Source organism: Larkinella insperata (assembly GCF_026248825.1).
Classification (GTDB): domain Bacteria; phylum Bacteroidota; class Bacteroidia; order Cytophagales; family Spirosomataceae; genus Larkinella; species Larkinella insperata.
In genome coordinates, this window is record NZ_CP110973.1 from 4,213,637 (window position 1) to 4,239,774 (window position 26,138).

The 26,138-nt window shown below is 51.9% G+C and carries 20 protein-coding genes and 1 tRNA gene; 10 read left to right on the forward strand and 11 right to left on the reverse strand.

The window, feature by feature from the left end; genetic code table 11:
• Window positions 1-83: 83 nt before the first annotated feature.
• Together OQ371_RS16990 and OQ371_RS16995 are read right to left on the reverse strand one after the other, a co-directional pair.
• Entirely contained in the window at window positions 84-2,630 is a 2,547-nt protein-coding gene (locus OQ371_RS16990; RefSeq protein WP_265989374.1) for a YfhO family protein, read from the reverse strand.
• Between the two features lie 201 nt (window positions 2,631-2,831).
• Window positions 2,832-5,255 carry an endonuclease MutS2 gene (locus tag OQ371_RS16995; RefSeq protein ID WP_265989375.1) on the reverse strand — a complete coding sequence of 808 codons (2,424 nt, stop codon included), beginning with the start codon at window positions 5,253-5,255 and terminating at the stop codon, window positions 2,832-2,834.
• A gap of 210 nt (window positions 5,256-5,465) precedes the next feature.
• Here OQ371_RS16995 and OQ371_RS17000 point away from each other — a divergent pair, with 210 nt between their 5' ends.
• Window positions 5,466-6,329, forward strand: coding sequence for a hydroxymethylglutaryl-CoA lyase (locus tag OQ371_RS17000; RefSeq protein ID WP_265989376.1), 864 nt, complete (start codon window positions 5,466-5,468; stop codon window positions 6,327-6,329).
• 87 nt (window positions 6,330-6,416) lie between these two features.
• Here OQ371_RS17000 and OQ371_RS17005 read toward each other — a convergent pair whose 3' ends face one another.
• Window positions 6,417-6,944 (reverse strand): DUF7935 family protein, encoded by a 528-nt coding sequence (locus tag OQ371_RS17005; protein ID WP_265989377.1) that lies wholly within the window; start codon window positions 6,942-6,944, stop codon window positions 6,417-6,419.
• 170 nt (window positions 6,945-7,114) lie between these two features.
• Between OQ371_RS17005 and OQ371_RS17010 the strand changes: the two genes are divergently transcribed.
• Window positions 7,115-7,447 (forward strand): iron-sulfur cluster assembly accessory protein, encoded by a 333-nt coding sequence (locus tag OQ371_RS17010; RefSeq protein WP_265989378.1) that lies wholly within the window; start codon window positions 7,115-7,117, stop codon window positions 7,445-7,447.
• Window positions 7,448-7,599: 152 nt separating this feature from the next.
• Window positions 7,600-11,280, forward strand: a complete 3,681-nt coding sequence (locus OQ371_RS17015; RefSeq protein WP_265989379.1) for a sensor histidine kinase — start codon at window positions 7,600-7,602, stop codon at window positions 11,278-11,280.
• Window positions 11,281-11,324: 44 nt separating this feature from the next.
• Here OQ371_RS17015 and OQ371_RS17020 read toward each other — a convergent pair whose 3' ends face one another.
• Window positions 11,325-11,894 (reverse strand): HNH endonuclease, encoded by a 570-nt coding sequence (locus OQ371_RS17020; protein WP_265989380.1) that lies wholly within the window; start codon window positions 11,892-11,894, stop codon window positions 11,325-11,327.
• 350 nt (window positions 11,895-12,244) lie between these two features.
• On the opposite strand from OQ371_RS17020, the gene OQ371_RS17025 reads away from it, so the two are divergent.
• Window positions 12,245-12,607 carry a CoA-binding protein gene (locus OQ371_RS17025; RefSeq protein WP_265989381.1) on the forward strand — a complete coding sequence of 121 codons (363 nt, stop codon included), beginning with the start codon at window positions 12,245-12,247 and terminating at the stop codon, window positions 12,605-12,607.
• Window positions 12,608-12,672: 65 nt separating this feature from the next.
• Here OQ371_RS17025 and OQ371_RS17030 read toward each other — a convergent pair whose 3' ends face one another.
• Both OQ371_RS17030 and pssA read right to left on the reverse strand, forming a co-directional pair.
• Window positions 12,673-13,674, reverse strand: a complete 1,002-nt coding sequence (locus tag OQ371_RS17030; RefSeq protein WP_265989382.1) for a 3-oxoacyl-ACP synthase III family protein — start codon at window positions 13,672-13,674, stop codon at window positions 12,673-12,675.
• A gap of 87 nt (window positions 13,675-13,761) precedes the next feature.
• Entirely contained in the window at window positions 13,762-14,454 is a 693-nt protein-coding gene (gene pssA, locus OQ371_RS17035; RefSeq protein ID WP_310586638.1) for a CDP-diacylglycerol--serine O-phosphatidyltransferase, read from the reverse strand.
• Between the two features lie 231 nt (window positions 14,455-14,685).
• Here pssA and dinB point away from each other — a divergent pair, with 231 nt between their 5' ends.
• Window positions 14,686-15,765 carry a DNA polymerase IV gene (gene dinB, locus OQ371_RS17040; protein ID WP_265989384.1) on the forward strand — a complete coding sequence of 360 codons (1,080 nt, stop codon included), beginning with the start codon at window positions 14,686-14,688 and terminating at the stop codon, window positions 15,763-15,765.
• A 99-nt stretch (window positions 15,766-15,864) separates the two neighbouring features.
• Complete coding sequence (locus OQ371_RS17045) at window positions 15,865-16,239, forward strand: hypothetical protein (RefSeq protein WP_265989385.1); 375 nt, start codon at window positions 15,865-15,867, stop codon at window positions 16,237-16,239.
• Window positions 16,240-16,287: 48 nt separating this feature from the next.
• Here the strand turns inward: OQ371_RS17045 and OQ371_RS17050 are convergent, their stop codons facing one another.
• The gene (locus OQ371_RS17050; RefSeq protein WP_265989386.1) at window positions 16,288-18,732 is read right to left on the reverse strand and encodes a DUF5060 domain-containing protein; all 2,445 of its coding nucleotides are present in this window, start codon (window positions 18,730-18,732) and stop codon (window positions 16,288-16,290) included.
• Window positions 18,733-19,139: 407 nt separating this feature from the next.
• Window positions 19,140-19,213 (reverse strand) — tRNA-Asp (locus OQ371_RS17055).
• A 103-nt stretch (window positions 19,214-19,316) separates the two neighbouring features.
• Between OQ371_RS17055 and OQ371_RS17060 the strand changes: the two genes are divergently transcribed.
• The 4 genes from OQ371_RS17060 (at window position 19,317) to OQ371_RS17075 (ending at window position 23,320) form a co-directional block, all read left to right on the forward strand.
• A complete protein-coding gene (locus tag OQ371_RS17060; RefSeq protein ID WP_265989387.1) occupies window positions 19,317-19,838 on the forward strand; it encodes a DinB family protein in 522 nt (173 codons plus the stop codon).
• Window positions 19,835-20,956, forward strand: a complete 1,122-nt coding sequence (locus tag OQ371_RS17065) for a Nif3-like dinuclear metal center hexameric protein (protein ID WP_265989388.1) — start codon at window positions 19,835-19,837, stop codon at window positions 20,954-20,956. The genes OQ371_RS17060 and OQ371_RS17065 overlap by 4 nt, the downstream gene beginning before the upstream one ends.
• A gap of 18 nt (window positions 20,957-20,974) precedes the next feature.
• Entirely contained in the window at window positions 20,975-21,724 is a 750-nt protein-coding gene (locus tag OQ371_RS17070; RefSeq protein WP_265989389.1) for a zinc ribbon domain-containing protein, read from the forward strand.
• A gap of 102 nt (window positions 21,725-21,826) precedes the next feature.
• On the forward strand, window positions 21,827-23,320 hold the full coding sequence (locus tag OQ371_RS17075) for a tetratricopeptide repeat protein (protein WP_265989390.1): 1,494 nt from the start codon (window positions 21,827-21,829) through the stop codon (window positions 23,318-23,320).
• Here OQ371_RS17075 and OQ371_RS17080 read toward each other — a convergent pair.
• The 3 genes from OQ371_RS17080 to OQ371_RS17090 all read right to left on the reverse strand — a co-directional run bounded on the left by OQ371_RS17080 (window position 23,298) and on the right by OQ371_RS17090 (window position 25,990).
• Window positions 23,298-24,029 carry a LytR/AlgR family response regulator transcription factor gene (locus tag OQ371_RS17080; protein ID WP_265989391.1) on the reverse strand — a complete coding sequence of 244 codons (732 nt, stop codon included), beginning with the start codon at window positions 24,027-24,029 and terminating at the stop codon, window positions 23,298-23,300. The two genes, OQ371_RS17075 and OQ371_RS17080, sit on opposite strands and share 23 nt — an antisense overlap.
• A gap of 98 nt (window positions 24,030-24,127) precedes the next feature.
• Window positions 24,128-25,195 (reverse strand): sensor histidine kinase, encoded by a 1,068-nt coding sequence (locus tag OQ371_RS17085; RefSeq protein WP_265989392.1) that lies wholly within the window; start codon window positions 25,193-25,195, stop codon window positions 24,128-24,130.
• Window positions 25,196-25,351: 156 nt separating this feature from the next.
• Window positions 25,352-25,990 (reverse strand): histidine phosphatase family protein, encoded by a 639-nt coding sequence (locus tag OQ371_RS17090; RefSeq protein ID WP_265989393.1) that lies wholly within the window; start codon window positions 25,988-25,990, stop codon window positions 25,352-25,354.
• Window positions 25,991-26,138 lie beyond the last annotated feature (148 nt).

The window sequence follows — 26,138 nt, forward strand, 5'->3', positions numbered from 1 at the left end:
TGGACATTGGATTGGTACCGCAGAAAATAAAAAACCGGGAAGGCCGCTGCTTCCCGGTTTTGAATAACACAAATGGCGTTCGTCTAGGCGGTTTTTTTGCGGTTTTCGATGAAAACGGCGGTTCCGATGAACGCGATAATCAATAAGGAACAAACGAGGTCGACCACCTTTCCGACCCGGATCGAGACCGGATCAAATTTGAAGACGATGGTGTGTTTGCCCGCCGGAACCCGCATGGCCCGCAGCACGTAATTCGCCCGCAGGTGCGGCACTTCCTTGCCGTCGATGGTGGCTTTCCACTCGTCGCGGACGTTGTAGTAGATCTCCGAAAAAACCGCCAGCTGCTCACTGGTAGCGTTGCTTTCGTACGTCAGTTCGTTGGGCTTGTAGCTGATCAGGCGAATGGAATTAGCCGCCGAATCCGGCTGAATTTTCAGGCCGTTCAACTGTTCGGCAAACCGCTGATCGACCACGGCATTTCGGCGGGTATCCAGCGTATCGAGGGCCTGCATTTCGGCGTTTGCGTTTGGCACCAGCCGGTAATTCTGAACAAACCAGGCATTCCCCAGTGCACCCGGATTCGGCACGGCCACCGGAGGCCCCGGCGCCTGTTGCTGTTCGGGGTTTGCCGCCTGCGACTGCGTAATAAAATACTTGGTGTTGAGCATGTTGATGACGTTGTACGCATTCGGAGCGTTTGGCGACTCCCGCAAATTCCGGTAAAGCTGGAAATCGGCCAGCTCCTGATACCGGCGCATTTTGGCGGCATGGTATCCGCCAAGAGACTTGTGGAAGTAAGAGGCTTTGGCGTCGCTCATGAAAGACGTCGTTACATCCAGCACCCGGTAATCCAGCGACTTGTCGGCCAGAATCTGCTCGTCGGCGGGCGTCGGAGAAACCGTCTCCTGAATGGCCTGTTTGTTAACAAAATCGTCGTTGTTGAAATACCGTTTATCCACGCCGAACAAATCAAAGATCACCAGCGCCAGCAGAACCGGGTAGAACACCACCGGCTTGATCCGGTTTCGAACCAGCAGCCAGATCAAGCCACCCACCAGCAAAATCAGGATAGCCGACCGGAACGCATCCGAACGAAGCATACTGATGCGGTCGTCGATGATGGCCGCCATCACCTGTTCGGCGAGGTTTTTATTTTGCAAACCTTGTTCCAGATTGCTCACCGCCATATCATCCATTGGTCCCCGGAAATCCTGGAAAACCGTCGGAAGAAGTGCTATGAGCAACGACAGGCCAGCGGTAAGCGCCAGACCAATCATCAGAGGACGATTTAGCTGCTCAGCGGTTAGTTTTTTATCGCTAATCTGCTTAACAGCCACAATGCCAAGCAAAACAAGGGTCAGTTGAGCCAGATTAAGCGTCATCGTCACCGCCCGGAATTTGTTGAAGCCCGGAAAATAGTCGAAGAACGTGTAGTTGAGCGCCGGAAAGTTCTTCCCCCACGCCCAGCCAATGTACAGGAGGGTAATGCCCAGTGCCCACCATTTCAGGCGTCCGGGAACGATGAGCAGGCCGAGTACAAATAGAAAAATGACAATAGCGCCCGCATAAGCCGGTCCACTCTGGCTGTACAAGTTTCCGTGATACAGGTAAAAAATCTGTTGCACAAACTGCTGGGCCATCGTTGGATCGACACCAATGCCGACCATCTTTTTATAGGTCTCGGAACTGGTGGTCAATGATCCCACTGAAGGACCGCCCGCGTAGTTTGGAATCAGCAGCGTAAACGTTTCACCAATGCCGTAGCTGTACTGAAAAGCGTAGTCTTTCCCCAAACCGTCTTCGGGGGTGGTGGTCGGCGGGGCCTGTTGTGCGCCGGGTTCGGCTTTGGGCTTGATGGTTAGTTCGGATTTGCCGCGGGTTGAAACCGTTACGTAATCGGCGGCATTCCAGAGCCGGGTGGTGTGGGTTCCGACGGCCAGCACGGCGGCAACGGCCAGGGCCGACAAGGCCAGCAACAACTGACGGACGCGGCCTTCCCGAAGGGCGGCAACGCTTTCAATCAAAACGTAAACGAGAATACCAAAGGCCAGGTAGTACGTAATCTGGACGTGGTTGGCGTAGAGTTCGAGTCCTAAAAACAGGGCCGTCAGGGCCGCTCCGGCCAGGTAACGACCGCGCAGGGCGATCATGACTCCGCCCAGAATGCCCGGGGCGTAGGCCAGTGCCAGAATTTTGGAAACGTGACCGGCTTCCAGACTAAGCAGATCGTAGGACATGAACGCGTAGGCCACCGCCCCCACCGCCGACAGCCAGACGTTGGCTCCCAGCGCCAGCATCAGGACGAACCCGCCCACCATCATCAGCCAGATGTAATTGGCCGGGTCGGGCAGCAGCAGGTTGATGTATTGGCCCAGCTTGTGGGTCAGGCTGGTGGGGTAGTCGCCGGAAATCATGTAAGCGGGCATGCCGCCAAACATGCTGTTGGTCCACCAGGCCCATTCGCCGGTTTGTTTGTGGTAGTCAACGACTTCGCGCCCGGCGGCAATGGACTGAATGATGTCGTGCTGGTTCAATCGTTTGCCTTTCAGGACGGGCGAGCAATACACAACGGCCAATACCGCAAACCCAATGATGGCAAGTAAATGGGGGAGGAAGCGTTTGAAATTCATACTATCGATACGATGCGAAGCTAAAAGCAGCCTGTTCAATTAACGGGTAAAGAAACGCTTTTTCCGCCAAGGCGAAAACTCCCTCCGTCACTTTTTCCGTCCGTAGCGTCCTGAACCGGACTGCAATGAACGAAAGGATGAACCAGGGTGCCTTGAACGGCAGACTCCCGGTTCATCCTTCCGTTGGCGCGTAAGCTGAGTTTACGACAGTTTTACGACCGTCACCCCGGCGCCCCCGCGGTCGGCGTGTTCGTCCTGCATGGAAGCCACCTGCGGGAACGTCCGAAGCTGGTTACGGACCAGCGTACGCAGAATACCGTCGCCCTTGCCGTGAACAATCCGGAGTTCGGAGTAGCCCAGCATCAGGGCGTTGTTGATGAAATTGTCCAGTTCCACCAGCGCTTCTTCGCCCCGTTTGCCCCGAATGTCGAGGTTGAAGCTGAAGTTCATCATCTTCTCATTCAGGTCGATGCCCTGCAGTCGGGGACGGTTCGATTCGCCCACGGCTTCGCGGTAAACCTTGCGGCTAACTTTCTCCAGACGGTTGAGCTTGATGTTGGATTTCAGGTCACCAATCCGGATTTCGGCGTCTTTCCCGCGCAGGGAAAGCACCTCGCCAATGGTGGTCTGGCCCTTGATCCGGACAAAACTACCAACGGTAATGGCGGTATTATCGGGTAGAAACTCCTCTGTTTCAGTTTTATCGGCGTTGCGGGTCGGTTCGTCGGCCAGTGCTTCCTGTCGGAGTTCTTTTTTATCAAACTGCTCGAGTTCCTGCCGGACCAGCCGGGTCATGTCGCGTTCGGCCTTGTTTTCCTTAATCTCGCGAATGGTATTTTCAATCCGCTGATTGGCTTCGGCCACCAGCGCTTTCGCCTTCTGCTTGGCTTCGTTCAGAATCCGTTTCTGGTCGTTGTCGAGCCGGGTTTTCAGGGCGTTGGTTTCGGCCAGTTGCTGCGCCAGTTTCCGCTGATTAATCCCGACTTCCAGGTTCTTTTCGGCAAAGACCCGCTTCTCAATATCGAGTTCTTTCAGCAGTTTTTCGAGGTTTACCTGCTGGGAGCCGAGCTTTTCCTTGGCCCGGTCGATCACCGGTTTGGGCAGACCGATCTTCGAAGCAATTTCAAACGCAAACGAGCTACCCGGACGGCCAATTTCGAGTTCGTACAGCGGCTCAAGATTTTCCCCGTCAAACCGCATGGCCCCGTTCACCAGACCCGTCGTTTTGTCGGCAAACAGTTTCAGGTTGGTGTAGTGCGTATTGATGACCCCATACGCCCCGGATTTGGTCAACTCTTCCAGAATGGCTTCGGCAATGGCGCCCCCCAGACCCGGTTCGGTTCCGGTACCAAATTCGTCGATGAGAAACAGCGTCTTGCGGTTGGCGAAGGTCACAAACGCCTTCATGCTGGTCAGGTGGGAGCTGTAGGTACTGAGGTCGTTTTCCAGCGATTGTTCGTCGCCAATGTCGATAAACAGGTTCTGGAAAATACCCGCCGTTGAGCCTTCAATGACCGGAATCAGCAAACCGCTCTGGAGCATGTACTGCAACAATCCAATGGTTTTGAGCGCCACGGACTTACCCCCGGCGTTCGGCCCGGAGATGATCAGAATGCGCTGGCTGGTATCGAGCCGCAGGGTGAGCGGAACGACCTTCTTGCCTTGTTTCTGGAACGACAGATGCAGCAGCGGGTGCCGGGCCTGAAGCCAGTCGACCATCGGCTGGTTGACCAGTTTGGGCATGTCGGCATCAATCTGCACGGCCAGTTTGGCTTTGGCACGAATGAAATCGATCAGACCCAGAAACGTGGTAGCCCGCTGCAAATCCGGAAGGTAGGGGCGGAGCAAGGCCGTCAGCTCGCGCAGAATCCGGGCAATTTCGCGCCGTTCCTCGTATTCCAGTTCGCGGATTTCGTTGTTGGCGTCCAGCACTTCCGCCGGTTCGATAAATACCGTCTGTCCTGTGGATGACTCATCGTGAATAAAGCCTTTCAACCGTCGTTTGTGTTCGGCGGCAATCGGAATAACAACCCGTCCGTTCCGGATGGTCAGCGAACTGTCTTCCGGCATCCAGCCCTGCTGGCGGGCGCTTTTCATGATGCTGTCCATTTTTCGGCGCAAAGCCGCCTGTTCGCTGATGATGCGTCGGCGGATGTTGGCCAGTTCGGGGGAAGCCGAATCACGAACGTTTCCACGGTCGTCGATGACGCGCTCGATGGCTTCCGTCAGCTTTTTATCAACGCTAATGGATTCGGCCAGCTCGGTCAGGTACGGAAAGCTTTCTTTTTCCTTTCCGGCCAGAAAACGCAGGCACTGCTGGATGGTCCGGAGCGTCAGTTTGAGATCAAAGAATTCCTGCTCCGTGAGCATCATGCCCTCAATCCGGATTTTGCCCAGTTGCGGGCGAATATCCAGGTAGTTGGACGACGGAAATTCCGGTTCGTACTGCACGATGGTTTTGAACTCGGACACCTGCCGCAGCATTTTGTCGATCAACTGGAAGTTGTCGGAAAACCGTATTTTATCAACATACGACTGTCCGAGCGGACTCAAACAAGCTTCCCGGAGTAAGTCGCGGATTTTATCAAAACCTAATTTTTGTTCGAATGAATCAGGGTAAAGCATTTAAATTGTTTTCTTGTTGTTACTACAGACCACTGGTCCATGTATTAACTAACACCAACGGCGCGCAAGCAGTTCTTTATAATTTGATTCTGTTGGGCGTAAAAAGCCGCAAAGCTACGGAGTAAAAACGAATTCCAGTTTTGTCCGCCGGTTGGTTACCGAAAACCGGCGCTGTAGCCCAAATTTCACCAAATGATGCCATCTTGACGTATGGATTCGTTTAAACTGATTGAATGTCCCCGCGATGCGATGCAGGGGTTACACGGTTTCATCCCGACGGAGGACAAAATCCGGTACCTGAACGCCCTGTTGTGGGTGGGTTTTGATACGCTCGATTTCGGCAGTTTTGTGTCTCCCCAAGCCGTTCCGCAGATGCGCGATACAGCCGAAGTACTGGCCGGACTGGACCTGAGCGGCACCCCGACGAAATTGCTTGCCATTGTAGCCAACCTTCGCGGGGCCGAGCGGGCGGTGACGTACCCCCAGATTCAGTACCTGGGTTTTCCGCTGTCGGTTTCGGAAACGTTTCAGCTGCGCAACACCAACAAGACCATTGAACAGGCGTTTGCGGAGGTACAAAATATTCAGAACCTGTGTGTTGAGCACGGGAAAAAACTGGTCGTTTACCTGTCGATGGGGTTTGGCAATCCGTACGGAGATCCCTACAGTCCTGAGTTAATTGGACGATTTACCGAGCGGCTGGTTCAACTTGGCGTTACCATTATTGCGCCTTCGGATACCGTTGGCACTTCGACGCCCGATGGCATTGAAACCCTGTTCCGGCATTTGCTGCACGCATTTCCGGCCGTCGAATTCGGGGCTCACCTGCATTCCCGGCCCGATCAGGTGGCCGAAAAAGTGCAGGCCGCCTGGCGGGCGGGTGTCCGCCGTATCGACGGCGCGTTGCTCGGTTTCGGTGGCTGTCCGATGGCGGCCGATGAGCTAACCGGCAACCTGCCCACCGAGCAGGTGGTGGACCTGCTCGGACAGGCCGGTGTTACATTGACGATTGATCGAACCCGCTTGGCCGAAGCGCTGGTTTTATCGGCCGAAATCCTGGGCGCGCGCCCTTAGGAACGGGCTGTTGATCCGGGTGAAAGAGACTCAATTCCGCAACATCAGCTAAACCACACGATCAGCCCTACGCGGTCCGACCAGCGATCACGAAAGAAAAATCGATTGAACTTCGTCCTTGACAGCTTTCAGACCACCGGCGGTCGGTTGGATGTCCTTCTGAATGATTTTGTCGAAAATGCGCTTGGACAATTCCAGGGCGGGGGCGTCGGGAGCAACTTCGCCAGCCGCTTCGTTGATCAGGATAACCACCTCATTCATAGCGGTCTGAATGGATTCCCACACAGTCTGGCTCATGTAAATCTGTTGCGAAACGTTGTGGTTGTATTCCTCGCGAATCTCACGCAGCAGCAATTGTTGAAACTCCAGGGCCGCTGCTGCCTGGCCGCTCAGCCGCAGCAGCAGGTTGTTGGGGGTTATTCGTTCCAGAAACAGCGCCATGCGTTCGTAGGCCTGAAGCCGCAACGGGGTTACTTCACTGGCGTAACGGGTTTTCAGCTCGACGCGTTGTTTCTCGGCTTCCCGTTCCAACAATAATTTGACCGTCAGATACATTCCGTATAAAACCAAACCGGCCGGAACCAGCAATTTTAACAGATCGGCAAAAATATCCATAGGGGTTTCAAGAGCAGTGATTCGATTCGGTTTTGCCGTCGCGGGGTAATTGCCCGACCGGGGCAGAAAGTTAACCAGGATCGTGCACTATAAGCTGAAATAATTAGTTATTGACTAAATTGTGAGCAAAGTTTGTAATTTTCATTCAGCAAACGGAATTTTTACCTAGTATGTTTTTTGATGAGATCAAAAATCCAGTCCGTCTAACGCCCGAAGCCCGTACGCAAATTCAGGACACTTTCCGGGCCAATAAAATTCCGGATACGTATGGTTTACGGGTTGGTGTCCGGGGTGGAGGATGCGGTTCATCGTGGCTCTTAGGCTTCGATCAGCCCGGCCAGACCGACGAAGTGTTTGAAATTGACTCTATTAGGATCATTATTGATAAAAAGCATTTGTTGTACGTCTTTGGCGTCGAGGTTGGGTATGAGAATACCGAAGAGGAGCGCGGTTTCACAATTCAGAAGCCCGACGAAAAATTAGCCGGCCGTTCAGTAAAGTAAAGGGCTTGTTTTAAAATTTGGCATGATTTTGGGGTTAAATAAACGAAAAGCATCGCCCTTTCATCAATCCTGGTGTGAGTCTACTCAACAAACATATATTCTTAATCTTGTCGCTGCTGGCATTAGGTCTGTCAGTTTTCTTCTATTCGGTCTTGGAAAGAGGAGCAATCAGTGCGGCCGACGAGCAATACCTGCATACCACCCAACAACGGATTAAAAAAGAGCTGGCCATCAGTTCGGAGGAGCTTCAACTGGTCACGGAGCGCCTTAAAGAAGAAAAACCACCCTATGCGTTTACGGAGTTATACCGGGAAACGAAATATCCGTATTACATTTTTCGCAACAAAAAGCTTCTTTTCTGGTCTGATCACCGGTTTGTGCCGGGGTATAAGCGGCTCAAAAGCATCCTTTATCCCAGGCTGGTGTCTTTCCCCCGGGGCGATTATTTGGTCAGCCGGCAGTTTATCAAACACGGCGCGGATTCGCTGGAGATCTTTTCGCTGGTGAACGTTCAACGCAACTACCGTAACGAAACGAACTACCTGCGTTCGGGGTACAATCCGGACCTGTTCTCGCTTGATCCCGCGGAGATCAAGATGGAGAAAAGCAACGTCCACCAAAGTATGTTTGACCAGACGCCCGTCTATCTGTTTTCGGTGGTGCCTCCGCAACTGAAGGATTACCAGAATCAAACTTCACCGGTCAATACGGTCATATTGGCGCTGCTGTCGGTGTTTTTCATGGGAATCTACCTGGTTCGTAGCACGTTACGATTACGGCGCAGACGGCATTACGGTGCGGGATGGATCATTCTGGCCCTGTATTTAGTGATGTTGCGCGCGGTGATGCTGTATTTCGGCGTTCCGTTTCTCTTCTTCGAATCTGACCTCTTTAACCCCAAATATTTCGGCCCTTCTCCGGGCGCTCCATCCCTGGGCGACTTGCTGTTGAATTGCCTGGTGATTGTGTTGCTGGCTTTGTATCTGGCCAACACGTTTTACCGCACCCAGTCGTATTATTGGCTGCTCCGGCAGTCGGATGGTTTAAAGGCCGTGGTGTCGGTGATTACGGTTATTCTGAGCTACGGCGTCTTTTTTGTCTGTTTCAGAGGAATCAGTACCTTGTACGAAAAAGCGGATTTTACGCTCGATATCACGCGGAGTCTTTCGTTTAACAGCCTCAAATTGGCTTGTCTGCTAGTTTTTATTGGCATCTCGACCGCTTTCTTCCTCCTGCAACACGTTTTATCGAGTTTGTTTATCCGGCTGAATTTATCTTACCTGCGCGGTTTGCTCTGGTTCAGCGTGGGTACGGCGCTGGCCGTGTTGTTCTTCTGGCAATTTCCGGAGCCAATGCCGTGGCTTTTAAGTATTCAGGCGCTGCTCTTTGTGGTGCTGTACCTGAGTCGTTTTCCGCGGGCGCTTTACGCATTTCGCTTCAAAACAACGCTCTATCTGTTCTTCTCGGCTTTTGTCTGCGCTGCCGTAGCAACATTTGTTGTGTATCAGCAGGGCATTCAAAAAGACCTGATTGACAAGCGTGAGTTCGGCCAGCAGTTGCTGGTTGAAAACGACGCATTTGGTGAATTTATGCTCAACCGATCGCGGGTGGCCATTAGCCGGGATACGCTTATTCTCCAGTCGCTGGCCAGTGATACGGCTTCGGGAGGGTCCATCGAGCAGCGAGTAAAATCGCATCTGGACAAGTATTTCGAGCGGTATACAACTGAAATACAGGCTTTCCAGGAGAAGCCCCGACTGGACAACGACCGTCAGACGGGTGTTAGCTACGCCAGTTATGCCAAACGGTATCGGCAGGAAAAATACGAAACTCAGTACGAAGACATCTTTTTCATTAACGGAGCTGGTAATGATTTCCGGAAGCATTACGTACAGTTCATCGACATGAAAGAAGGTGATAGATTGGTGGGCCGTGTGGTACTTGATCTGAAACTGGGTCGTAGCCAGTCCGATAGTCTTTATGCTGAACCGCTGATCAGTAAACAGTTTATTCTGGCACCGGAAACACAAGCGTATGCCTACGCCGTTTATAATCCCGATAAGCGGTTGCTTTACAGCAATTCCGGGTATAATTACGAACGCCAATTATCGGATAAAACGCTGGCTTCGGCCGATCTGTATGAAACGGGCACCGTCCAAAATAACTTTAAGCATGTTGGAATAAAAGACCAGAGTGGCCGGATCGTCATCGTTTCCTCCAAAAGCTATCCCGCTCGGAATATTCTTTCCAATTTTTCGTTTCTGTACCTGGTTCTGATTGTATTTATTTTAACCCTGGTTGTTCTTTATACCATCCGCTTTGGTCTTTCCCGGTTTTACATCAATTATTCGACAAAAACGCAGCTCTATCTGAATGTCGCCTTCTTTCTCCCGATGGCGTTGGTTGTAGCCATTACATTCGGTGTTATTAGCTCAAATTACAAAGATTACCAGGAAAATAGCTATTTGTCTGACGCCAAAAATATCAGCGGCAACCTCGTGGGAAGCTGGACTAACTTGCAGGCAACCATTCGGCAGGGCGATCAGACCCGCATTGAGGCCGAACTGCAGAAGGTTACCCCGGGCGACCATGTCGGCATTAGTGTGTTTAACACCAAAGGACGCTTGGTCTGTTCTACGCAACCGCTGTTGTACGTAAACGGAAGTTTATCCAAACGCATCAATCCGGAAGCTTATATTCATTTGATTGAAGAAAAAGACAACCTGATGCTGTTGCTTGAATCTCTGGGCACGAAGCAGTATAAAACAGCGTATGCCACCATTCAGGGGTACGACGGACAACCGCTGGGCATTCTGGCCGTTTCCCATTTTGACTCCGAATCTGAACTGGAGCGCCAGTTGATCGACGTTGTTACGACGGCCCTGAGCGTATTTATTGGTTTGTTTCTGGTCTTTTTGCTCGTCTCTTACTGGGCTTCCAACCTGCTGACGAAACCGTTGAAGATCATCACCCAGAAAATCCGGAAAACCAATCTCGACCGGCTCAACGAACCACTGGACTGGAAATCGGACGACGAAATTGGCCTTCTGATTGGCGAGTACAACCGGATGCTGGTCAAGCTGGAAGAGAAAAAACAGGCGCTGTCGCAAAGTGAAAAACAGTCGGCCTGGCGGGAAATGGCCAAGCAGGTAGCGCACGAAATCAAAAACCCGCTGACTCCGATGAAGTTAACGCTTCAGCACCTGCAACGGACGCTGCAATCGGACAATCCGGCGGCCAAGCGGGTGTTGCAACGGACGCTGGACACGCTGCTCGATCAGATCGACAACCTGAGTGCCATTGCCACTTCGTTCTCCGATTTTGCCAAAATGCCATTGCCCAAAAATGAATTGTTTGAACTCACCTCGGTCATTCACAAGGCTGCGGACCTGTACGCCGATGACGGGAAGATTACCCTCATTCGCGATATTTCTCCCTATCCGGTGATGGTAATGGGCGACCGGCAGCTGATTGGCCGGATTTTAACCAATCTGATTATCAATAGCGTACAATCCGTCTCCGGAGACCGTAAGCCCATCATTCATTTACGTCTTTCGGTCAATGAAGAGTACATCAACGTCGAAATCAGTGACAATGGCGCGGGCGTTCCGGAAGCCATTCGCAACAAAATATTCCTTCCCAACTTTACTACGAAAGAAGGAGGTTCAGGGTTGGGTCTGGCTATTGCCAAACGGGGTATTGAACATGCCGGTGGTAGCATCTGGTTTGAAACGGAAACCGGCGAAGGAACTACCTTCTTTATTACCTTACCGCACATACTTTCCGTTGGAGCGGGAAGTGGTTTGAAAGGGGAGAGCGTAGGCCAAAGTTGAGACACTAGCGAAGTGCCATGATAAAAGTAAGCTCGGTATAAGGCTTATTCATCGTCAATTGTAACGTGCTTCCAGTTTTCGCCGGAGCGAATCCGGTTCAGTTGGGTGTGGGTAATACCAAACTGCTTGGCAATCATCTTCAAACGGTTTTTCTCATTTTTCAGCAGTTTCTTAATCATCTTTACCTTCGATTCCGTGAGCTTGTAATTGCGGGTCCGGCGGGGAATTTCCCGGTTCAGAATGTTTGGACTGGTGCGGTTGTGCTCAATCATCTCCTCTTTCGATACCCACTTCAGATTTTGATAATGATTGTTCTTCTTATCGTGGTCGAGATGGATGACAAACGTCTGGTCCGAATGTTCGCGCGTTAAGAACATCTCGGCGACCAATTTGTGAAAATACCGGTTGATGGTTTTCCCCCCCGTTCGAATATTAAGTGAGCGATACCCCTGAATGGTAGAGCCATTGATGAGCGTACCCTCTTTGGGGGCATTTTGAAAGCTCTTCATGCGGCCGAAGTTGGAAACTTCGTAGTGCGGTGGATTTTCGACTCCGTCAAATTGGACTTGTACCCATTTTTCATTCCAGTAATTACTGGTACGTTTATCTGTCATTTTGGGATTAATGGTTAGTAACTAGGGCTGGGTTGTTGAACAATATATTAACGTAACTTCTAATCAACTGTTCGAGGAAATTTACAAAAAAATAGTATCAATCCATCAATATGCGACTATAACGAAAGGAATAAAACAATTTTTCCGATTCGGATGATCATGTGTTTGTTTAAGAATTGCACGAAAAGGTCTAAACAAACGAAACTTTTTAGGCGGAGACAGGCTAGGACAGTAGAAATGGTTTAATCAAGTCTGGAATGTATGTACGAAGTCTGGACGAATTGAGATTTGAAATATGAAACTAAACTGCCTCAATATAGTTTACAGATTAGTTACTTAGTAGCGTAAAGATGAAAAGAAAAACACTCGTTATAGGTGCCACTGAAAACCCGGAACGGTATTCTAACCGGGCAGCTAATCGTTTGGTGCAGCAGGGCCATGAAGTAGAATTGCTTGGTTCACGACCCGGAACAATCCGCAATAACCCCATCCACACCGGACAACCGGATCTGGCTGACATTGATACGGTTACGCTGTATGTGTCGGCCAAGAATCAGACAAACTTATACGACTATATCAAAAAAATAAAGCCCCGGCGCGTTATTTTTAATCCGGGAACAGAGAATCCTGCCTTTCAAAAAGAATTACAGCAGGAGGGAATTGAGCCTGTTGAAGCCTGTACGCTGGTTATGCTGTCAATCGGAACGTATTGAAAGCCGACAAAGGAAAAATCTTTAATAAAAATTTAACCCTTTAAGGCCGATAATTTAATCTGCCCTTACCACTTCAAAAGGGCTGAAGCCCAAGTAAAACCGCTGCCAAAAGCGGCCAGGCAAATCAGGTCACCCGGCTGGATTCGACCCTGCTCCCAGGCTTCGGTGAGCGCGATCGGGATGGATGCCGCTGTGGTATTGCCAAACCGCTGAATGTTGTTCACAACTTTCTCGGGTGGTAATTTCAGTTGCTGCCGGACGTAATCCGAGATGCGGATATTAGCCTGATGGGGCACCAGCAAGGCAATGTCCTCGGGGCTGTATCCGTTAGCCTGCAGCGCTTCCTGAATGACTCCCGCAAAGTGCACCGTTGCGTGTTTAAAAACCGCATTGCCGTTCATAAATACGTCAAAACCGCCCTCGTCAATCATTTCCTTCGTGGCCGCGCGTGAAGGTCGGCTGCTGCCCGGCTCACGGATGTAAAGCTCCTCAGCGTAACGGCCGTCGGCGTGCAGGTGGGTTGATAAAATACGGTGTTCGGGATCGTCGGTGGCCTGCAAAACGGCCGCACCCGCGCCATCCCCGAAAATAACCGCTACATTCCGGCCCGCTGTGCTTTTGTTGATCCAGGTGGACTGAATCTCCGAACCCACCACCAGAACCGTTTTGTACATACCGGTCTTAATAAACTGATCCGCAATGGAAAGCGCGTATACGAAGCCGGAACACTGGTTTCGAATATCGATGACGCCGATGCCTTCCAGACCCATCTCGCGCTGCATCAGAAAGCCCGACCCGGGGAAAAAGTAGTCGGGCGTAATGGTGGCAAAAACAATTAAGTCAATATCCGACGGCTGTAGCCCCGCCCGTTCGATGGCCATGCGGGAGGCCGCCGTGGCCATGCTGGCGTTGGTATCCTTGCCGTACGTAAAATACCGGCGCTGCTCAATACCCGTGCGCTCCCGAATCCACTTGTCCGACGTGTCCATGTATTGCGTCAGATCCTGGTTGGTAACGACGTTTTCGGGAACGTAAAAACCCAGCCCGGTGATTGTTGAATAAGCCATTGTTTATGCCTTAATTTCCTTCAGTAAGGAATACTCTTCCCTAATTAAATGGGCCAGCGGTTGATCGCGGGCCGTATCGGCACCCCGTTACTGCTTTACTCCCTTATTTCTAACGAAAAATGAAACCAGGATGTATAAGAAAATAACCAACGGAAACCCCGCGAATCGCAAAACTAACAAGAGCAGGGCCGATGCGATCAGGAAAATGAATTTTACCTGATTGTCCCGCCAGCCGAAGGTTTTAAACTTGAACGCCAGCAACGGCAATTCGGCCACCAGCATGAACGAAAAGCCGACCAGAAAAAACAACGTAATGGGATTTTGCCACAGAAAAGCAAACTGGGGCTGGTAAGAACTCATCAGCGGAAAAGCCGCAATCAGGAGCGAATTGGCCGGAACGGGCAACCCGATGAACTGGTCGGACTGGCGGGTGTCGATGTTGAAATTAGCCAGCCGGATGGCCGACAGAAGCGCAACCAGATAAGCCGCATATGACCAGGTTCCGAGTCCCAACGACCACAACTCCTGGAAGATCAGGGTGGCGGGTAAAACCCCAAACGTCACAACGTCGGCCAGTGAATCCAGTTCTTTTCCGAAAGGACCCGACACGCCCGCCAGCCGGGCCACAAAACCGTCGCCAAAATCGAGCGCCCCCGCCAGCAGGATGAGCCAGGCCGCCAGCTCGGAATGCCCGCGTAGCGTCATGACCAGGCCGATGCAGCCGCAGAGCAGGTTGCCACAGGTCATGGCATTGGGGAGTTGTCGGAAAAGCGTGTTAATCGACTTTCAGTAGCTTAGGTGAAACGTTGGTTCGGTCAGAATCGGACTGGATACGGAAAATACCCTGTCGGAAATAACCGCGTAAATCTACGGGAGAGAGTTGTCAACTCAAATTTTTGGACGGAAGAAAAGAATTTTCTGTGGTAATCCCGCTGCACGAATGATTGGCAAAAACCGTTATTTCGTAGTAAATTGAAAGATTATTGGCATCAGAAATCATCGTTTTTAAGTGTGGAAGAGTCCGCCGTACGAAAGATAATTCACATTGATATGGACGCGTTTTACGCGTCCGTTGAGCAGCGGGACAATGCCGAATTGCGGGGGAAACCCGTGGCCGTGGGTGGTTCGCGCCAGCGGGGGGTGGTGGCGGCAGCCAGTTACGAGGCCCGGCAGTTTGGCGTCCGCTCGGCCATGGCATCTTCGGTGGCCGTTCGGAAATGTCCCGTATTGATCTTTGTCAAACCGCGCTTCGACGTTTATAAAGCCGTTTCCAGCCAGATACGGGCTATTTTTGCCGAATATACGGCGCTCATCGAACCGTTGTCGCTGGACGAAGCTTATCTGGACGTAACCGAAAATCTGAAAGGGATTCCCTCCGCGACGCAGATTGCCCAGGAAATCCGGGCTGAAATTCAGCAGCAAACTCAGTTGACGGCTTCGGCGGGGATTTCGTACAACAAGTTTCTGGCAAAACTAGCCTCCGACTTCCGTAAACCCAACGGATTTTATGTGATCAAACCCGCGCAGGGCCTGGCGTTCGTTGAGACGCTGACCGTCGGGCAGTTTCACGGTATTGGCCGGGTGACGGCGGCCCGGCTCAACGAGCTTGGCATTTTTACCGGCTGGGATTTGCGGCAGCAAACCGAAGCCTTTCTGAAACAACACTTTGGCAAGGCCGGAAGCTATTATTACACCATTGCCCGGGCGATTGACCACCGGCCCGTTACGCCCGACCGGATTCGCAAATCGATTGGTTCGGAAAATACGTTTGACCGGGATTTAAGCGCAGATTCTGAACTCGTTGAGGGGTTGCAACCGATGCTCGATTCGGTCTGGCGGTCGTGTCAACGCCTGGGGGTGGCTGGCCGTACGGTAACGTTAAAGGTGAAATTTGCCGATTTCGAGCAAATAACCCGCAGCCGGACAGCGTTGGGACCTATACTGCAAAAAGAGTTTCTGGATCGGATCGGCGTGGAGTTGTTAACGGCGCTTTTTCCGGTGCCCAAGGGGGTGCGGCTGCTGGGTATTTCGGTTTCGAACCTGGAAACTACCGATCAGCCCACCAGCCAGCAACTGCTGTTGCCTTTTTAAGAAAACGACCGTTACCGGTTTGTAAAAATACCGTCAGGTACCATACATCGGCTATTTTTTTATGTAATTTGTAGCCACTTTTTTTTCACCGAACACGCTATGAACGCCCGACCGAAACCAAACCGTTATTACATGATGTCGAACGGCCCGGCATTGATGACGGAATGGAGTCTGAAAGAACTTAAGCCGACTGATAGCCCCCTGCCCATCAAACTGACGAAGCAGTGGCTGCTGGCTTTTGGTTTTCGGCCCGACGCGCGGGGGCAGTACTGGACGCTGGAAGACTGCCGGTTAATTCCGGGTGTCAACTGCTGGCTGTGCGTGCATTCGCGTCGGTATCTGCGGTTCGTGCATGAACTGCAGGATTTGTTCGACGATCTCTATAAATATACGGAACTGAGGCTGAAAACTGGCCTTAACAGCCTGCATGTGCCGACCATTCTGCCAACATCCGTTCGTGCTTCTAAGCTTTAGCGGTGTAACCCACGTGTCACTAAATACTGAAAGGAGCGACTATTGGGTTTATTGAATCATGATTTTTTTCGTATGCAGATTGCCGCACAGATTAACGCGTAAAATATAGACGCCCGCACTCAAGCCATCCAATCGTACTTCCATATCTCCAGGTGACTTCAGGGCGCGGTAGGGGACTTTGTACGCCCTCCCCTGGGCATCGGTAACGGCTACATTCACCTCCGTACACTGACTATCAATTCCCTGGATGACTACATGGTTAGCGGTGGGATTGGGGTAAATCGCAAAGGGTTTGGCAACGGGCTGAGACGGTACTACCTCAATCAACGCCACCCAATCCTCATTCACGGCATCCGGGGGCGTACCAATGGATTGCGGACCGCTACCGGCGACCGAACGCACCGAACCGTCCTGCAGGGAGCCGCCGTTGCGGGGATCATACCATTTTACCGAGTAGGTATCCTCCGTGCTTAAGGTAATGGTGGCTGTTCCGCCGTCTTTGAGGTAAACCACATACAGCTTGCCTTCCTGGCCTAACACCCAGCCCCGGCTGACGTTGTTTAAGACCGTAGCCTCTTTAACGGGTACGTGCGCATTGAAAAAATTCAGGGCATTCCGGTTGAAGCGCCACATCTTGGCCCGTGAGCGGAAGTCTTCGGCGGCCAGATCGGTTTCGCCGGTGTTGCCACCAAAATAGTATTCAATACCGGCTCCACCAGCCATCAGGTTGCCCCACAAGCACTCCTGCCGCATACCATCCTGATTGTCGGCCACAGTACCTCTTTTGCCTTTGTAATCGGCATCGGTGGACACGCCCACGGAATTCTGCTCATCGTTGGCCACAATCCACTTCTTGCTCGCCAGATTCGACTGCTGCACCCATAGTTTGGTTTCCTTGTAAACATTGTTCCAGTCGGTCTGGATCGAAACCCCACTGTAGTCGGACTGATTGCCCAATAAAGGGGTGTAGGCTTCGTTCTGCTGTTTCACGTTGGTGTGCAGGACGATGTTGCTCTTGTACGGGTCATGCTCGTAGAAGTACTGGGCCATGTCCTTGCGCTGCTGGGTGGTCTGAATGTTTTCTTCACCGATGTTCCAGTTCAGGGCCAGGTGATGACCAAACCGGGCGATCAGTTCGCGGTAGTACAGCCTGCGCTGAACCCCCACCTCGCCACCGTCCAGCAACGTGCAGTTTTCCTTCTCCTGGGTTTTGAAGTGCAGATACATCCCGAGCTTTTCACTGTGCTCAAAAACCATTTCCCACTGATCCAGCTTCGAGCAGTCCATCCGGGTGAAATCTTCCGAACTCACGTACGGATACACATTTTTGTCATCGCCCTTGATGTTCATCGTCAGAAACGAGAAACTGTTGAGCTGCTGGCTGGCCAGGTAATTGATTGCCCCGATGATGCCCTTACCTTTGCTGCCCTGCCAGGTAGGGTCGCCCTCTTTCCAGTCCTGCACGTGAGGTCCCCAGGTTTTACGCCGACCCGCAATATTGGGCGTATTGTCAAAGTCGTTATAGGCCAGAAAGTTCTCCGGTGAGTCGACACCCCCTTTCACAAAATAGTCGCCGGTTTCGGCAAACTGCAAGTAGTGTTCGCCCACGTAGCGCAGACGGCCCTTGGCCCGAAGGTCTGTTCCTTTTTTGTCGGTTGCGGAGACGGTAATAGTTCCCGATTTACCGTCAACCAGTGACACGGCGGTTCCTTCAGCATCCTCGTCACTAACGGCAATATTATCGCCTTTCCGCATGGAGATGGTGTAGTTCCAGATGCCGGTTTCGTCGGGTGAGAAATGCACTTTCCAGCTATTGCCAAAAGTAGCGCTGGTCTGGCCCGCGTTGCCATCGGCGGCAAAATAGCCCGGCACCACAAAGCGTTTGGTTCCTTTGGTAAAGGTTACGTTCAGACGGTAGTTCAGGAAGGGGTTTTCGGCTGCGGATTCGGCGGTCGCCGGGCCGTCAATGACCAGCGTTATTTTATGCCATTTCTTCAACTCCCCTTCGACAAGAACATTTCCTTTGCCTTCCGGGCCGTAATTGGGGGCGTCATCGGGCGGGGTGATGGATACAACCGTGAAGGTAACCGTCATTGATGTGCCGGCCACACCGGAAGCGTTGTAGGGCGTGGCTTTCAGGGTATGCACGCCCAGCGTAGGCGTCCAATTGTTGGGAGAACCCTGGGAATCGCCCGCCAGAAAATAGGGGGCATCCCGTTCGGTGCGGAAGTTCTCGTTACCGTCCAGGGCAAAAACCACCCTCCCGATGGTAGACGGATTGGTATTAGCCCGAACGTTGAGCGAGTTGCCGGTTACTTTCAGGTTGATTGTATCGCCATTTTTTAACGGCTTCAGGTCGGTATTGGTGGTGGCGCTAACCAGCGTAAGGCCGCTTATTTCATCGGCGTACGCGAAAAAGGGGAGCAGGTTCAGGATGATTGTACAACAGGCCAGAAACCGCTGCAACCCTGTTTTTGGTAATTGTTTTTTCATAAAAATAATGGTGGGGGTATCCGTATGCTATTAACCGGTCTATCCGTTGGCGTTAGCGGGTGCTCCCTGACTCAAACACACCCTTTTAAACTGGTTACGTTCTGAGACGATTGGTTGCAGCCCCGTACTGCCAAAGGTGCCTGCGCAATTCTGTCCTATTAATTTATGCCCGAATTATACTTATAAGATAGAAGCAAGAATACTTAAGCAAAGTAGCGAAAATTTTTGGTTTTGGACGAATTAAGTTCGGGAACGGTTACCGGCGTTTGAAGGGGTAGACCGCTTAGATGGCGAAGCGAAGCGGGGGTATCCTTGCCAGCAAGTCGGTCAACAGGGGAGGGAAGGTGAGGGGGCGTAAAAACAAAAAAGCCCTTCAGGGTTCTTCCTGAGGGCTTTTTGTCTTGGAGCGGACCGGACGGGACTCGAACCCGCGACCTCCGCCGTGACAGGGCGGCATTCTAACCAACTGAACTACCGATCCAAGTTTTTCTTTTTTGCCTTCGTGATTCCGAAAACGTGGTGCAAAGGTAGTGGCTTTTCGATATAACGCAATACCTTTACTGAAAAAAAATGAAGAAAATTTAATGAAGAAACCTTCCACGGCTGAGTATCCGGTCGAGAGCTTTTTCGCTAGATACATCGATTTAGTTGATACCGAGAATGTTATCGACCTGTTGCGCCAGCAATGCGCTATTGTAGAAAGTTTGTATAAAAATTTAACGGTTGTGCAGCAGGACTACCGGTATGCGGCCGGAAAGTGGTCGCCCAAGGAAATGTTGGGACACATGATCGATACCGAACGCATTTTTGCCTACCGGGCCCTGTGCATTGCCCGGGGGGAACAACAGTCACTGCCGGGTTTCGACGAAAACACCTATGTCGATAACGCCAACTTCAGCGCGCAATCGCAGCAGCAACTGCTCCACCAATACGGGTTGGTGCGTCAGTCGACCCTGGCCTTTGCCGAAAGCCTGACGGAAGAAGCGCAGGAGCGGGTGGGAACGGCCAACGGGGCGCCCCTGTCGGCACGGGCCTTCTTTACGATCACCGCCGGGCACGAACGCCATCACCTAAACATATTAGCCCAACGGTACGGTTTGAAATGAACATAAAGGAGGTAACAAGCCATCTCGAAGCCTGGGCGCCACTGGCCTACCAGGAAAGCTACGACAACGCGGGACTCATCGTCGGCGATCCCGGAGCGAGCGTAACGGGCATTCTAATAACCCTCGACATCACGGAGGCCGTCGTGGACGAAGCGGTTCGGAAGAACTGTAACCTCATCGTGGCGCACCACCCGATTGTTTTTCGGGGATTAAAAAAACTCACCGGCCGCAATTACGTTGAACGGGTGGTGATCAAAGCCATCAAAAACGACGTGGCTCTGTATGCCGCCCATACCAACCTCGATAACATTGCTGGGGGGGTGAGTTTTAAGATTGCCGAAAAGCTGGGGCTGGCAAACGTGCAGATCCTAGCGCCCAAATCCGATGTGCTGATGAAACTGGTGACGTTTGTGCCGACCGTACAGGGAAATCCGGCGTTTCGGGGAGCCACCCAGGCGGTGCTGGACGCTTTGTACGAAGCCGGCGTGGGGCAGATCGGGAAGTACGACCGGTGCAGCTTCCGGGCCGAGGGTACCGGGACGTTTCGCGGAAACGCCGAATCTAATCCCACGCTGGGGGAAGCGGGCGAAGACGAAGAGGCCCACGAAAATCGGATTGAAGTTATTTTTCAGGCGCATCGGCAGAAAACGGTGCTGGCCGCTTTGCGAAAAGCACATCCGTACGAGGAAGTCGCCTATTACCTGACAACGCTGGTAAATGAAAACCAGGAGGTCGGGTCGGGGGCGGTTGGTGACTTGCCGGAAGCGCTTAGCGAAGCTGAATTTCTGGCGTACCTGAAAAACCGGATGAATCTTTCCGTGATCCGGCATACGGCTTTGCGGGGGCAGCCGGTCCGCCGGGTGGCCGTGTGCGGAGGAGCCGGTGGCTTTTTGCTGAACGACGCCGTTGGAGCCCGTGCCGACGTGTTTGTGACGGCGGATTATAAATACCACGAATTCTTCGATGCGGACGGACGGATCATCATTACCGATATCGGGCATTACGAAAGCGAAGTATTTACTAAAGAGTTGATTCAACAGTATTTATTGGAAAAGTTTATTACCTTTGCGGTAATTTTGTCCGACATTGACACCAACCCGGTGCTATACTACTTATAGGCAGATAAAACAGCACGAATGGAACTCACGATTGCTCAAAAACTCGAAGCACTTCTTAAACTTCAATCGATTGATTCTCAACTTGATGAAATAAAAAAGATCCGCGGTGACCTGCCGGAAGAGGTACGCGATCTGGAAGACGATATTGCCGGCTTTGAAACTCGTATCGGCAAATTTAACGCCGATATCCAGGTACTGGAGGAGGAAATTGACCGGAATCGGGCTGTTAAAAAGGATGCCGAAAAGTTGATTACCCGTTATAAAGATCAGCAGATGAACGTCCGCAATAACCGCGAATTTGACGCCATCTCTAAAGAAGTTGAACTGCAAACGCTGGAAATTGAACTGGCCGACAAGAAAATCAACGAGGCCTCGTTTAAAATCCGCAACAAGCAGGAAGAAATCAAAGCAACGCAGTCGGCGCTGGATGAACGCAAGGAGGACCTGAAAGCCAAGATGCAGGAGCTAAACCAGCTTACTTCCGAAAGCCAGGACGAAGAAAAAGCCCTGATCGCCGAGCGTGAAGATCAGATGACGCATATCGAAGAGCGGTTGCTGAAATCGTACACCAAAATTCGGGAGAATGCGCTGAACGGTTTGGCGGTGGTCGTGGTCAAACGCGGTGCCTGCGGTGGCTGTTTCAACGTTGTTCCCCCGCAGCGGCAGGCCGACATCCGGGATAAAAAGAAAATTATTGTTTGCGAGCATTGCGGCCGGATTTTCGCCGATGTGGAAGGCGTTCCCGAGCCCGTGTCGTCGCGCCGATAACAGGATACTTCTTTTCCATCAAGAGGCTGCCTTCGGGTGGCCTTTTTTTGTTTTCTCAGTCTAAACGGAAGCCGTTGGCGACAAATGACTTATTTTCGCGCCATGCGAATCATATTGTTCCTGTGGGTATGGGTGGGAGTGGTTGGCTTGGTTCAGGCCGCTGATTTTGAATTAACGCCCAACCTGCAACGCGGGTACACCGACGTATTGAAGCTGAAAGTGCAGGAGGGTCGGCGGATGATTGCCGGAGAGGTCGCCAGCCAGAATGGCGTTGCCATCTACATCGATAATCTGGCCGATATGGTGACCCTGCTGGTTTCGGACGACCGGAAGCTGTATGAGCAGTGGGCCGACCGGGAAGACCAGCGGCTCGATTTGCTGCGGAATCTGGACGCTGGTTCGCCCTGGCAGCGGTTTACGCAGGCCGAAGTGCGGTTGCACTGGGCGTTTGTCAAGCTGAAGTTTGGGCAGGAGGTCAGTGCCAGCTGGGATGTTATTCGGGCGTACAAACTGCTGGAGGAAAACCGCAAGAAGTTTCCCGGTTTTCTCCCAACGTATAAATCCTTGGGCTTGCTGCACGTTATGATTGGCGCGGTACCGGACAATTATACCTGGGTAACCCGTATGCTTGGTTTGCGGGGAAACATCCGGCAGGGTCTGCAGGAAATCCGGACGGTGGTGCAGAGAGACACCCTTTTCCAAACCGAAGCCCGCTTAATCGACCTGCTGATTCGGGCGTATGTGCTGAAGTTTTCGGCGGCCGATGCGGGCAACCTCAAAACAATGGTTCAGGACAATCCGGACAACCTGCTGCTGCACTTTTTTGCCACCTCCGTTCTGATGAAAGACGCGCAAAGCGAGGACGCACTGGCTTTTCTGAACAAACGGCCAACCGGCCCGGATTACCTGCCGTTTCCCATTCTGGAATACCTGAAAGCCGATATTCTGGTTCAGAAGGCTCAGTACGCCCAGGCCGCTGGTTCATACCGGGCCTTTATCAATCAGTACAAAGGGGTCAACTTTCTGAAAGATACCTACTACAAACTGTTTTTGTGTTACTGGCTGAACGACGACGATACCCGGGCGCTGCCGTACCTGCGACAGGTTGGGAGCGTAGGCAGTGCCGTGGTCGAATCGGACAAGGCCGCCCAGAAGTTTGCCGAATCATACTTCAAGAAAGGGGTTTCGGCCCGGCAGAAAATTCTGATGAAGGCCCGGCTGGCTACCGACGGCGGTTATTACGAGACGGCCTTAACCACCCTGCGACCTTACGCGGAGTCTTCGTTTTCGCTGACGAGCGAAAAAGCGGAGTTTAATTACCGCAAGGGCCGCATCTACCAGCGCCGGGGCGATGCGGACGAAGCCATACCGTTTTTTGAACGATCGATCAGCCTGAGTGAAGCCAACCAACTTTCCTACGGGGCGACGTCCGCGCTGCAACTGGGGTATATTCACCAGCAAAACCGGAATCCGGCCAAAGCCCGGTCTTATTTTCAGAAAGCCCTGAGCTATAAAAAACACGAGTACAAAAACAGCATCGACAACAAAGCCCGCGCGGCCCTGAACGAGCTGTCTACAGACTCATCAACTCCTTGAACCGAATTGCCTGCCGACGGCTGATTTCGATCTTGTCACCACCTTTCAGCGTCACAAGCAGCCCCCCGCTGAACCACGGCTCGATTTTTTCAATCCAGGGCAGGTTGATGATGTGTTTGCGGTTGGCGCGGAAAAAGGTGTTGGGGTCCAGACGGTCTTCCAGGCTATTCAGGGATTTAAGAACCAGCGGTTTCTGATCGTCGAAGTGCAGCCGGACGTAGTTGCCCATTGATTCAAACAACCGGACTTTGCCCAGTTTCACAAACCAGCATTTTTCGCCGTCTTTCACGAACACCTGGTCGTTTTCACCCAGAATTTTATTGGTATCCCGGCGGGGTGCTTCGGTTTCGGGGTGGTGGTTATTTTCTTCAATGCGGTTAATGGCTTCCGAGAGCCGGTTTAATTCAATCGGCTTGAGCAGGTAATCCAGCGCGTTGTACTCAAAAGCGGTAATGGCGTATTCGTCGTAAGCCGTCGTGAAAATGACTTCCGGAGCTTTCCCGTCGATGGACGACAGCAATTCAAAACCGTTTTTGCCCGGCATCTGAATGTCCAGAAAGAGCAGTTCGGGTTGCAACTCGTCAATCATTTTGAGGGCTTCGTCGGCGTTGGCAGCTTCGCCAATGACTTCAATTTTGGGAAAGTTGTCCAGCAGCCGGCGGAGTTCGTTTCGGGCCAGTCGCTCGTCGTCAACGATCAGTGTCTTCATGTTTTGAGGTTTAAATGCTGAGGTTGGAGGTTTAAGGTACAAGATTAACGGTTACGGCCGTTACCGATCCGTACATCCTGCGCACGAAACCATAAAGGCTAAACTCGTTTCAATTCTTCCGTGCGTTTGAAGACGCCCGCCGACTGCATGGGAATCACTACGTCAGCGCAGACGACATCGGCGGTTTCCTGCTGAATCCGGAAGCTGGCTTCGGAACCGTAAAGCAGTTCGAGCCGTTGGGCCGTATTCTTGAGGCCAAAGCCCCCCGACGCTTCCGTATTGCCGAGTACGCCCGTGTTGCGAATGCGAATATACAGCAGGTGGTCTTCCAGCCAGGTGGTCAGTTCGACAAAACCGCCGTGAATCGCTTTCTGAACGCCGTGTTTGATGGCGTTTTCCACCAGCGTTTGCAGCATCATGGGCGGAACCTGGAGGTAGTACGTTTTGGGGTCAATTTCCAGACTGCAGTTCAGACGGTCTTCGTAGCGAACTTTTTCGAGGGCCAGATAATCTTCTACGGTTTTGATTTCCTCGCGGAGTTCCACGGTTTTGCGCCGGTCGGCCAGCAGCGAGTTGCGAAGAATATTGGAAAGCTGGGTGATGCTGTGCTGTGCTTTGGTCGGGTTTTCGAGCACCAGCGCGCGGATGCTGTTGAGGGCGTTAAAGACGAAGTGCGGGTTGAGCTGCGACCGTAGCACCTTGGCTTCAGACTCCCGGATGGAGGTTTTCAGCAGAATTTTTTCAATTTCGGCGTCGCGCGACCGCTCCACGTAATGGTAGGCCGTGTAGCTCAACACCCAAGCCAACATGCTTTTGCCCCAGTTCAGAAGGTAGCCCAGCACATTGGAAGGGTCGTCGGCCAGGTATTGCGGCAGCAGGTGTTTGTCGATCGGTAGGTTGATGATGGTCATGATCACCGCCAGCACAAAGACCGACAGAACAACGCGGGGAACCAGCTGAAAGAACGGCAACTGCACCCAGCGCCATCGTTTAATCATCAACCGGTATAAATGCGTCAGTAAAATGCAAAGAATAATGGTGGCAATGGCTTCGTAGAAATAGTCGGATCGGTACCCTTCTTCAAACGTAAAAATGGCAAACTCCGCCATGATGAGCATCGTCCACCCAACAATCTGACAAAACCAATATATTCTATTCTTTGACATGCTTTCACCACTGTAAGCTACTTCAATGACACGGTATCTATAGCGAATATAGTATTTTGTGGATGAAGTAGGGCTTTTATTACAGGAGTGGCAATATAGAAATTTCAGCTGCCGCTTTTTCGGTATACGCTATTGTTTCCTGCAACAGTAGAATGGTTACTGATGCATGACCAGCGCCAGCAGGTGCGTGCTGTCGTTGGAAAGTTCGATTGTAAACTCCTGGGTGTCGTAGGAGTAATTCAGTTTATACAGACACAAGTTGCTGTGTTCGTACATATCCATCGTGGCCAGCGTATGATTCATCAGCCACGACAGCAAAATCCGGATAGCCCGGCCGTGCATACAGATCAGGATGGGATTTTCGTCCGTCTGGGCCAAAATGTGCTCAATAACCGGCCGCTGGCGTTCCATCACCTGATTCGGACTTTCGCCCTGTTCCGTCGGATAGTCGGTATGGCCGGCGGACCAGTTTTCGATCAGGGTCCGGTAATATTCGTTGTCGAAGCTGTTCGGCATTTTTCCCTCCCGGGCGCCCCAACTGATCTCGTTCAGCCCAGCGTAGCTTTCGTGGGGAATACCGGCATCGAGAAAAAACTGCACCGATTGCATCGTCCGCCGAAGTTTCGACGTGTAGACTTTCTCGAACGGAATGTGCTGATAAGCCTGGTAAAAAGCCAGTGCCTGGGCCTGGCCCATTGCATTCAGATCCGAGTCAACACCGCTGCCCTGGACAATGCCCTGCCGGTTATAATCGGTTTCGCCGTGGCGAATGAGGTATATTGTTTTTTGTTTCAACCTTGAAATAGGAAATAAAAAATACTAAATAGCAATTAAGGCGGACGGTGTACAATTGATTTTACGTATACTCACTCGACGTTAATTACTATTCATTATTTTGATCTGAACTTATCGCAAAAAGGTCTGCAAAATTACGAAATAAACT

What these genes read in the sequence shown, in the direction of transcription:
- OQ371_RS16990 (WP_265989374.1), bottom strand. Translation starts at nt 2,630, where the DNA reads ATGAATTTCAAACGCTTCCTCCCCCATTTACTTGCCATCATTGGGTTT.
- OQ371_RS16995 (WP_265989375.1), bottom strand. Translation starts at nt 5,255, where the DNA reads ATGCTTTACCCTGATTCATTCGAACAAAAATTAGGTTTTGATAAAATC.
- OQ371_RS17000 (WP_265989376.1), top strand. Translation starts at nt 5,466, where the DNA reads ATGGATTCGTTTAAACTGATTGAATGTCCCCGCGATGCGATGCAGGGG.
- OQ371_RS17005 (WP_265989377.1), bottom strand. Translation starts at nt 6,944, where the DNA reads ATGGATATTTTTGCCGATCTGTTAAAATTGCTGGTTCCGGCCGGTTTG.
- OQ371_RS17010 (WP_265989378.1), top strand. Translation starts at nt 7,115, where the DNA reads ATGTTTTTTGATGAGATCAAAAATCCAGTCCGTCTAACGCCCGAAGCC.
- OQ371_RS17020 (WP_265989380.1), bottom strand. Translation starts at nt 11,894, where the DNA reads ATGACAGATAAACGTACCAGTAATTACTGGAATGAAAAATGGGTACAA.
- OQ371_RS17025 (WP_265989381.1), top strand. Translation starts at nt 12,245, where the DNA reads ATGAAAAGAAAAACACTCGTTATAGGTGCCACTGAAAACCCGGAACGG.
- OQ371_RS17030 (WP_265989382.1), bottom strand. Translation starts at nt 13,674, where the DNA reads ATGGCTTATTCAACAATCACCGGGCTGGGTTTTTACGTTCCCGAAAAC.
- OQ371_RS17045 (WP_265989385.1), top strand. Translation starts at nt 15,865, where the DNA reads ATGAACGCCCGACCGAAACCAAACCGTTATTACATGATGTCGAACGGC.
- OQ371_RS17050 (WP_265989386.1), bottom strand. Translation starts at nt 18,732, where the DNA reads ATGAAAAAACAATTACCAAAAACAGGGTTGCAGCGGTTTCTGGCCTGT.
- OQ371_RS17060 (WP_265989387.1), top strand. Translation starts at nt 19,317, where the DNA reads ATGAAGAAACCTTCCACGGCTGAGTATCCGGTCGAGAGCTTTTTCGCT.
- OQ371_RS17065 (WP_265989388.1), top strand. Translation starts at nt 19,835, where the DNA reads ATGAACATAAAGGAGGTAACAAGCCATCTCGAAGCCTGGGCGCCACTG.
- OQ371_RS17070 (WP_265989389.1), top strand. Translation starts at nt 20,975, where the DNA reads ATGGAACTCACGATTGCTCAAAAACTCGAAGCACTTCTTAAACTTCAA.
- OQ371_RS17075 (WP_265989390.1), top strand. Translation starts at nt 21,827, where the DNA reads ATGCGAATCATATTGTTCCTGTGGGTATGGGTGGGAGTGGTTGGCTTG.
- OQ371_RS17080 (WP_265989391.1), bottom strand. Translation starts at nt 24,029, where the DNA reads ATGAAGACACTGATCGTTGACGACGAGCGACTGGCCCGAAACGAACTC.
- OQ371_RS17085 (WP_265989392.1), bottom strand. Translation starts at nt 25,195, where the DNA reads ATGTCAAAGAATAGAATATATTGGTTTTGTCAGATTGTTGGGTGGACG.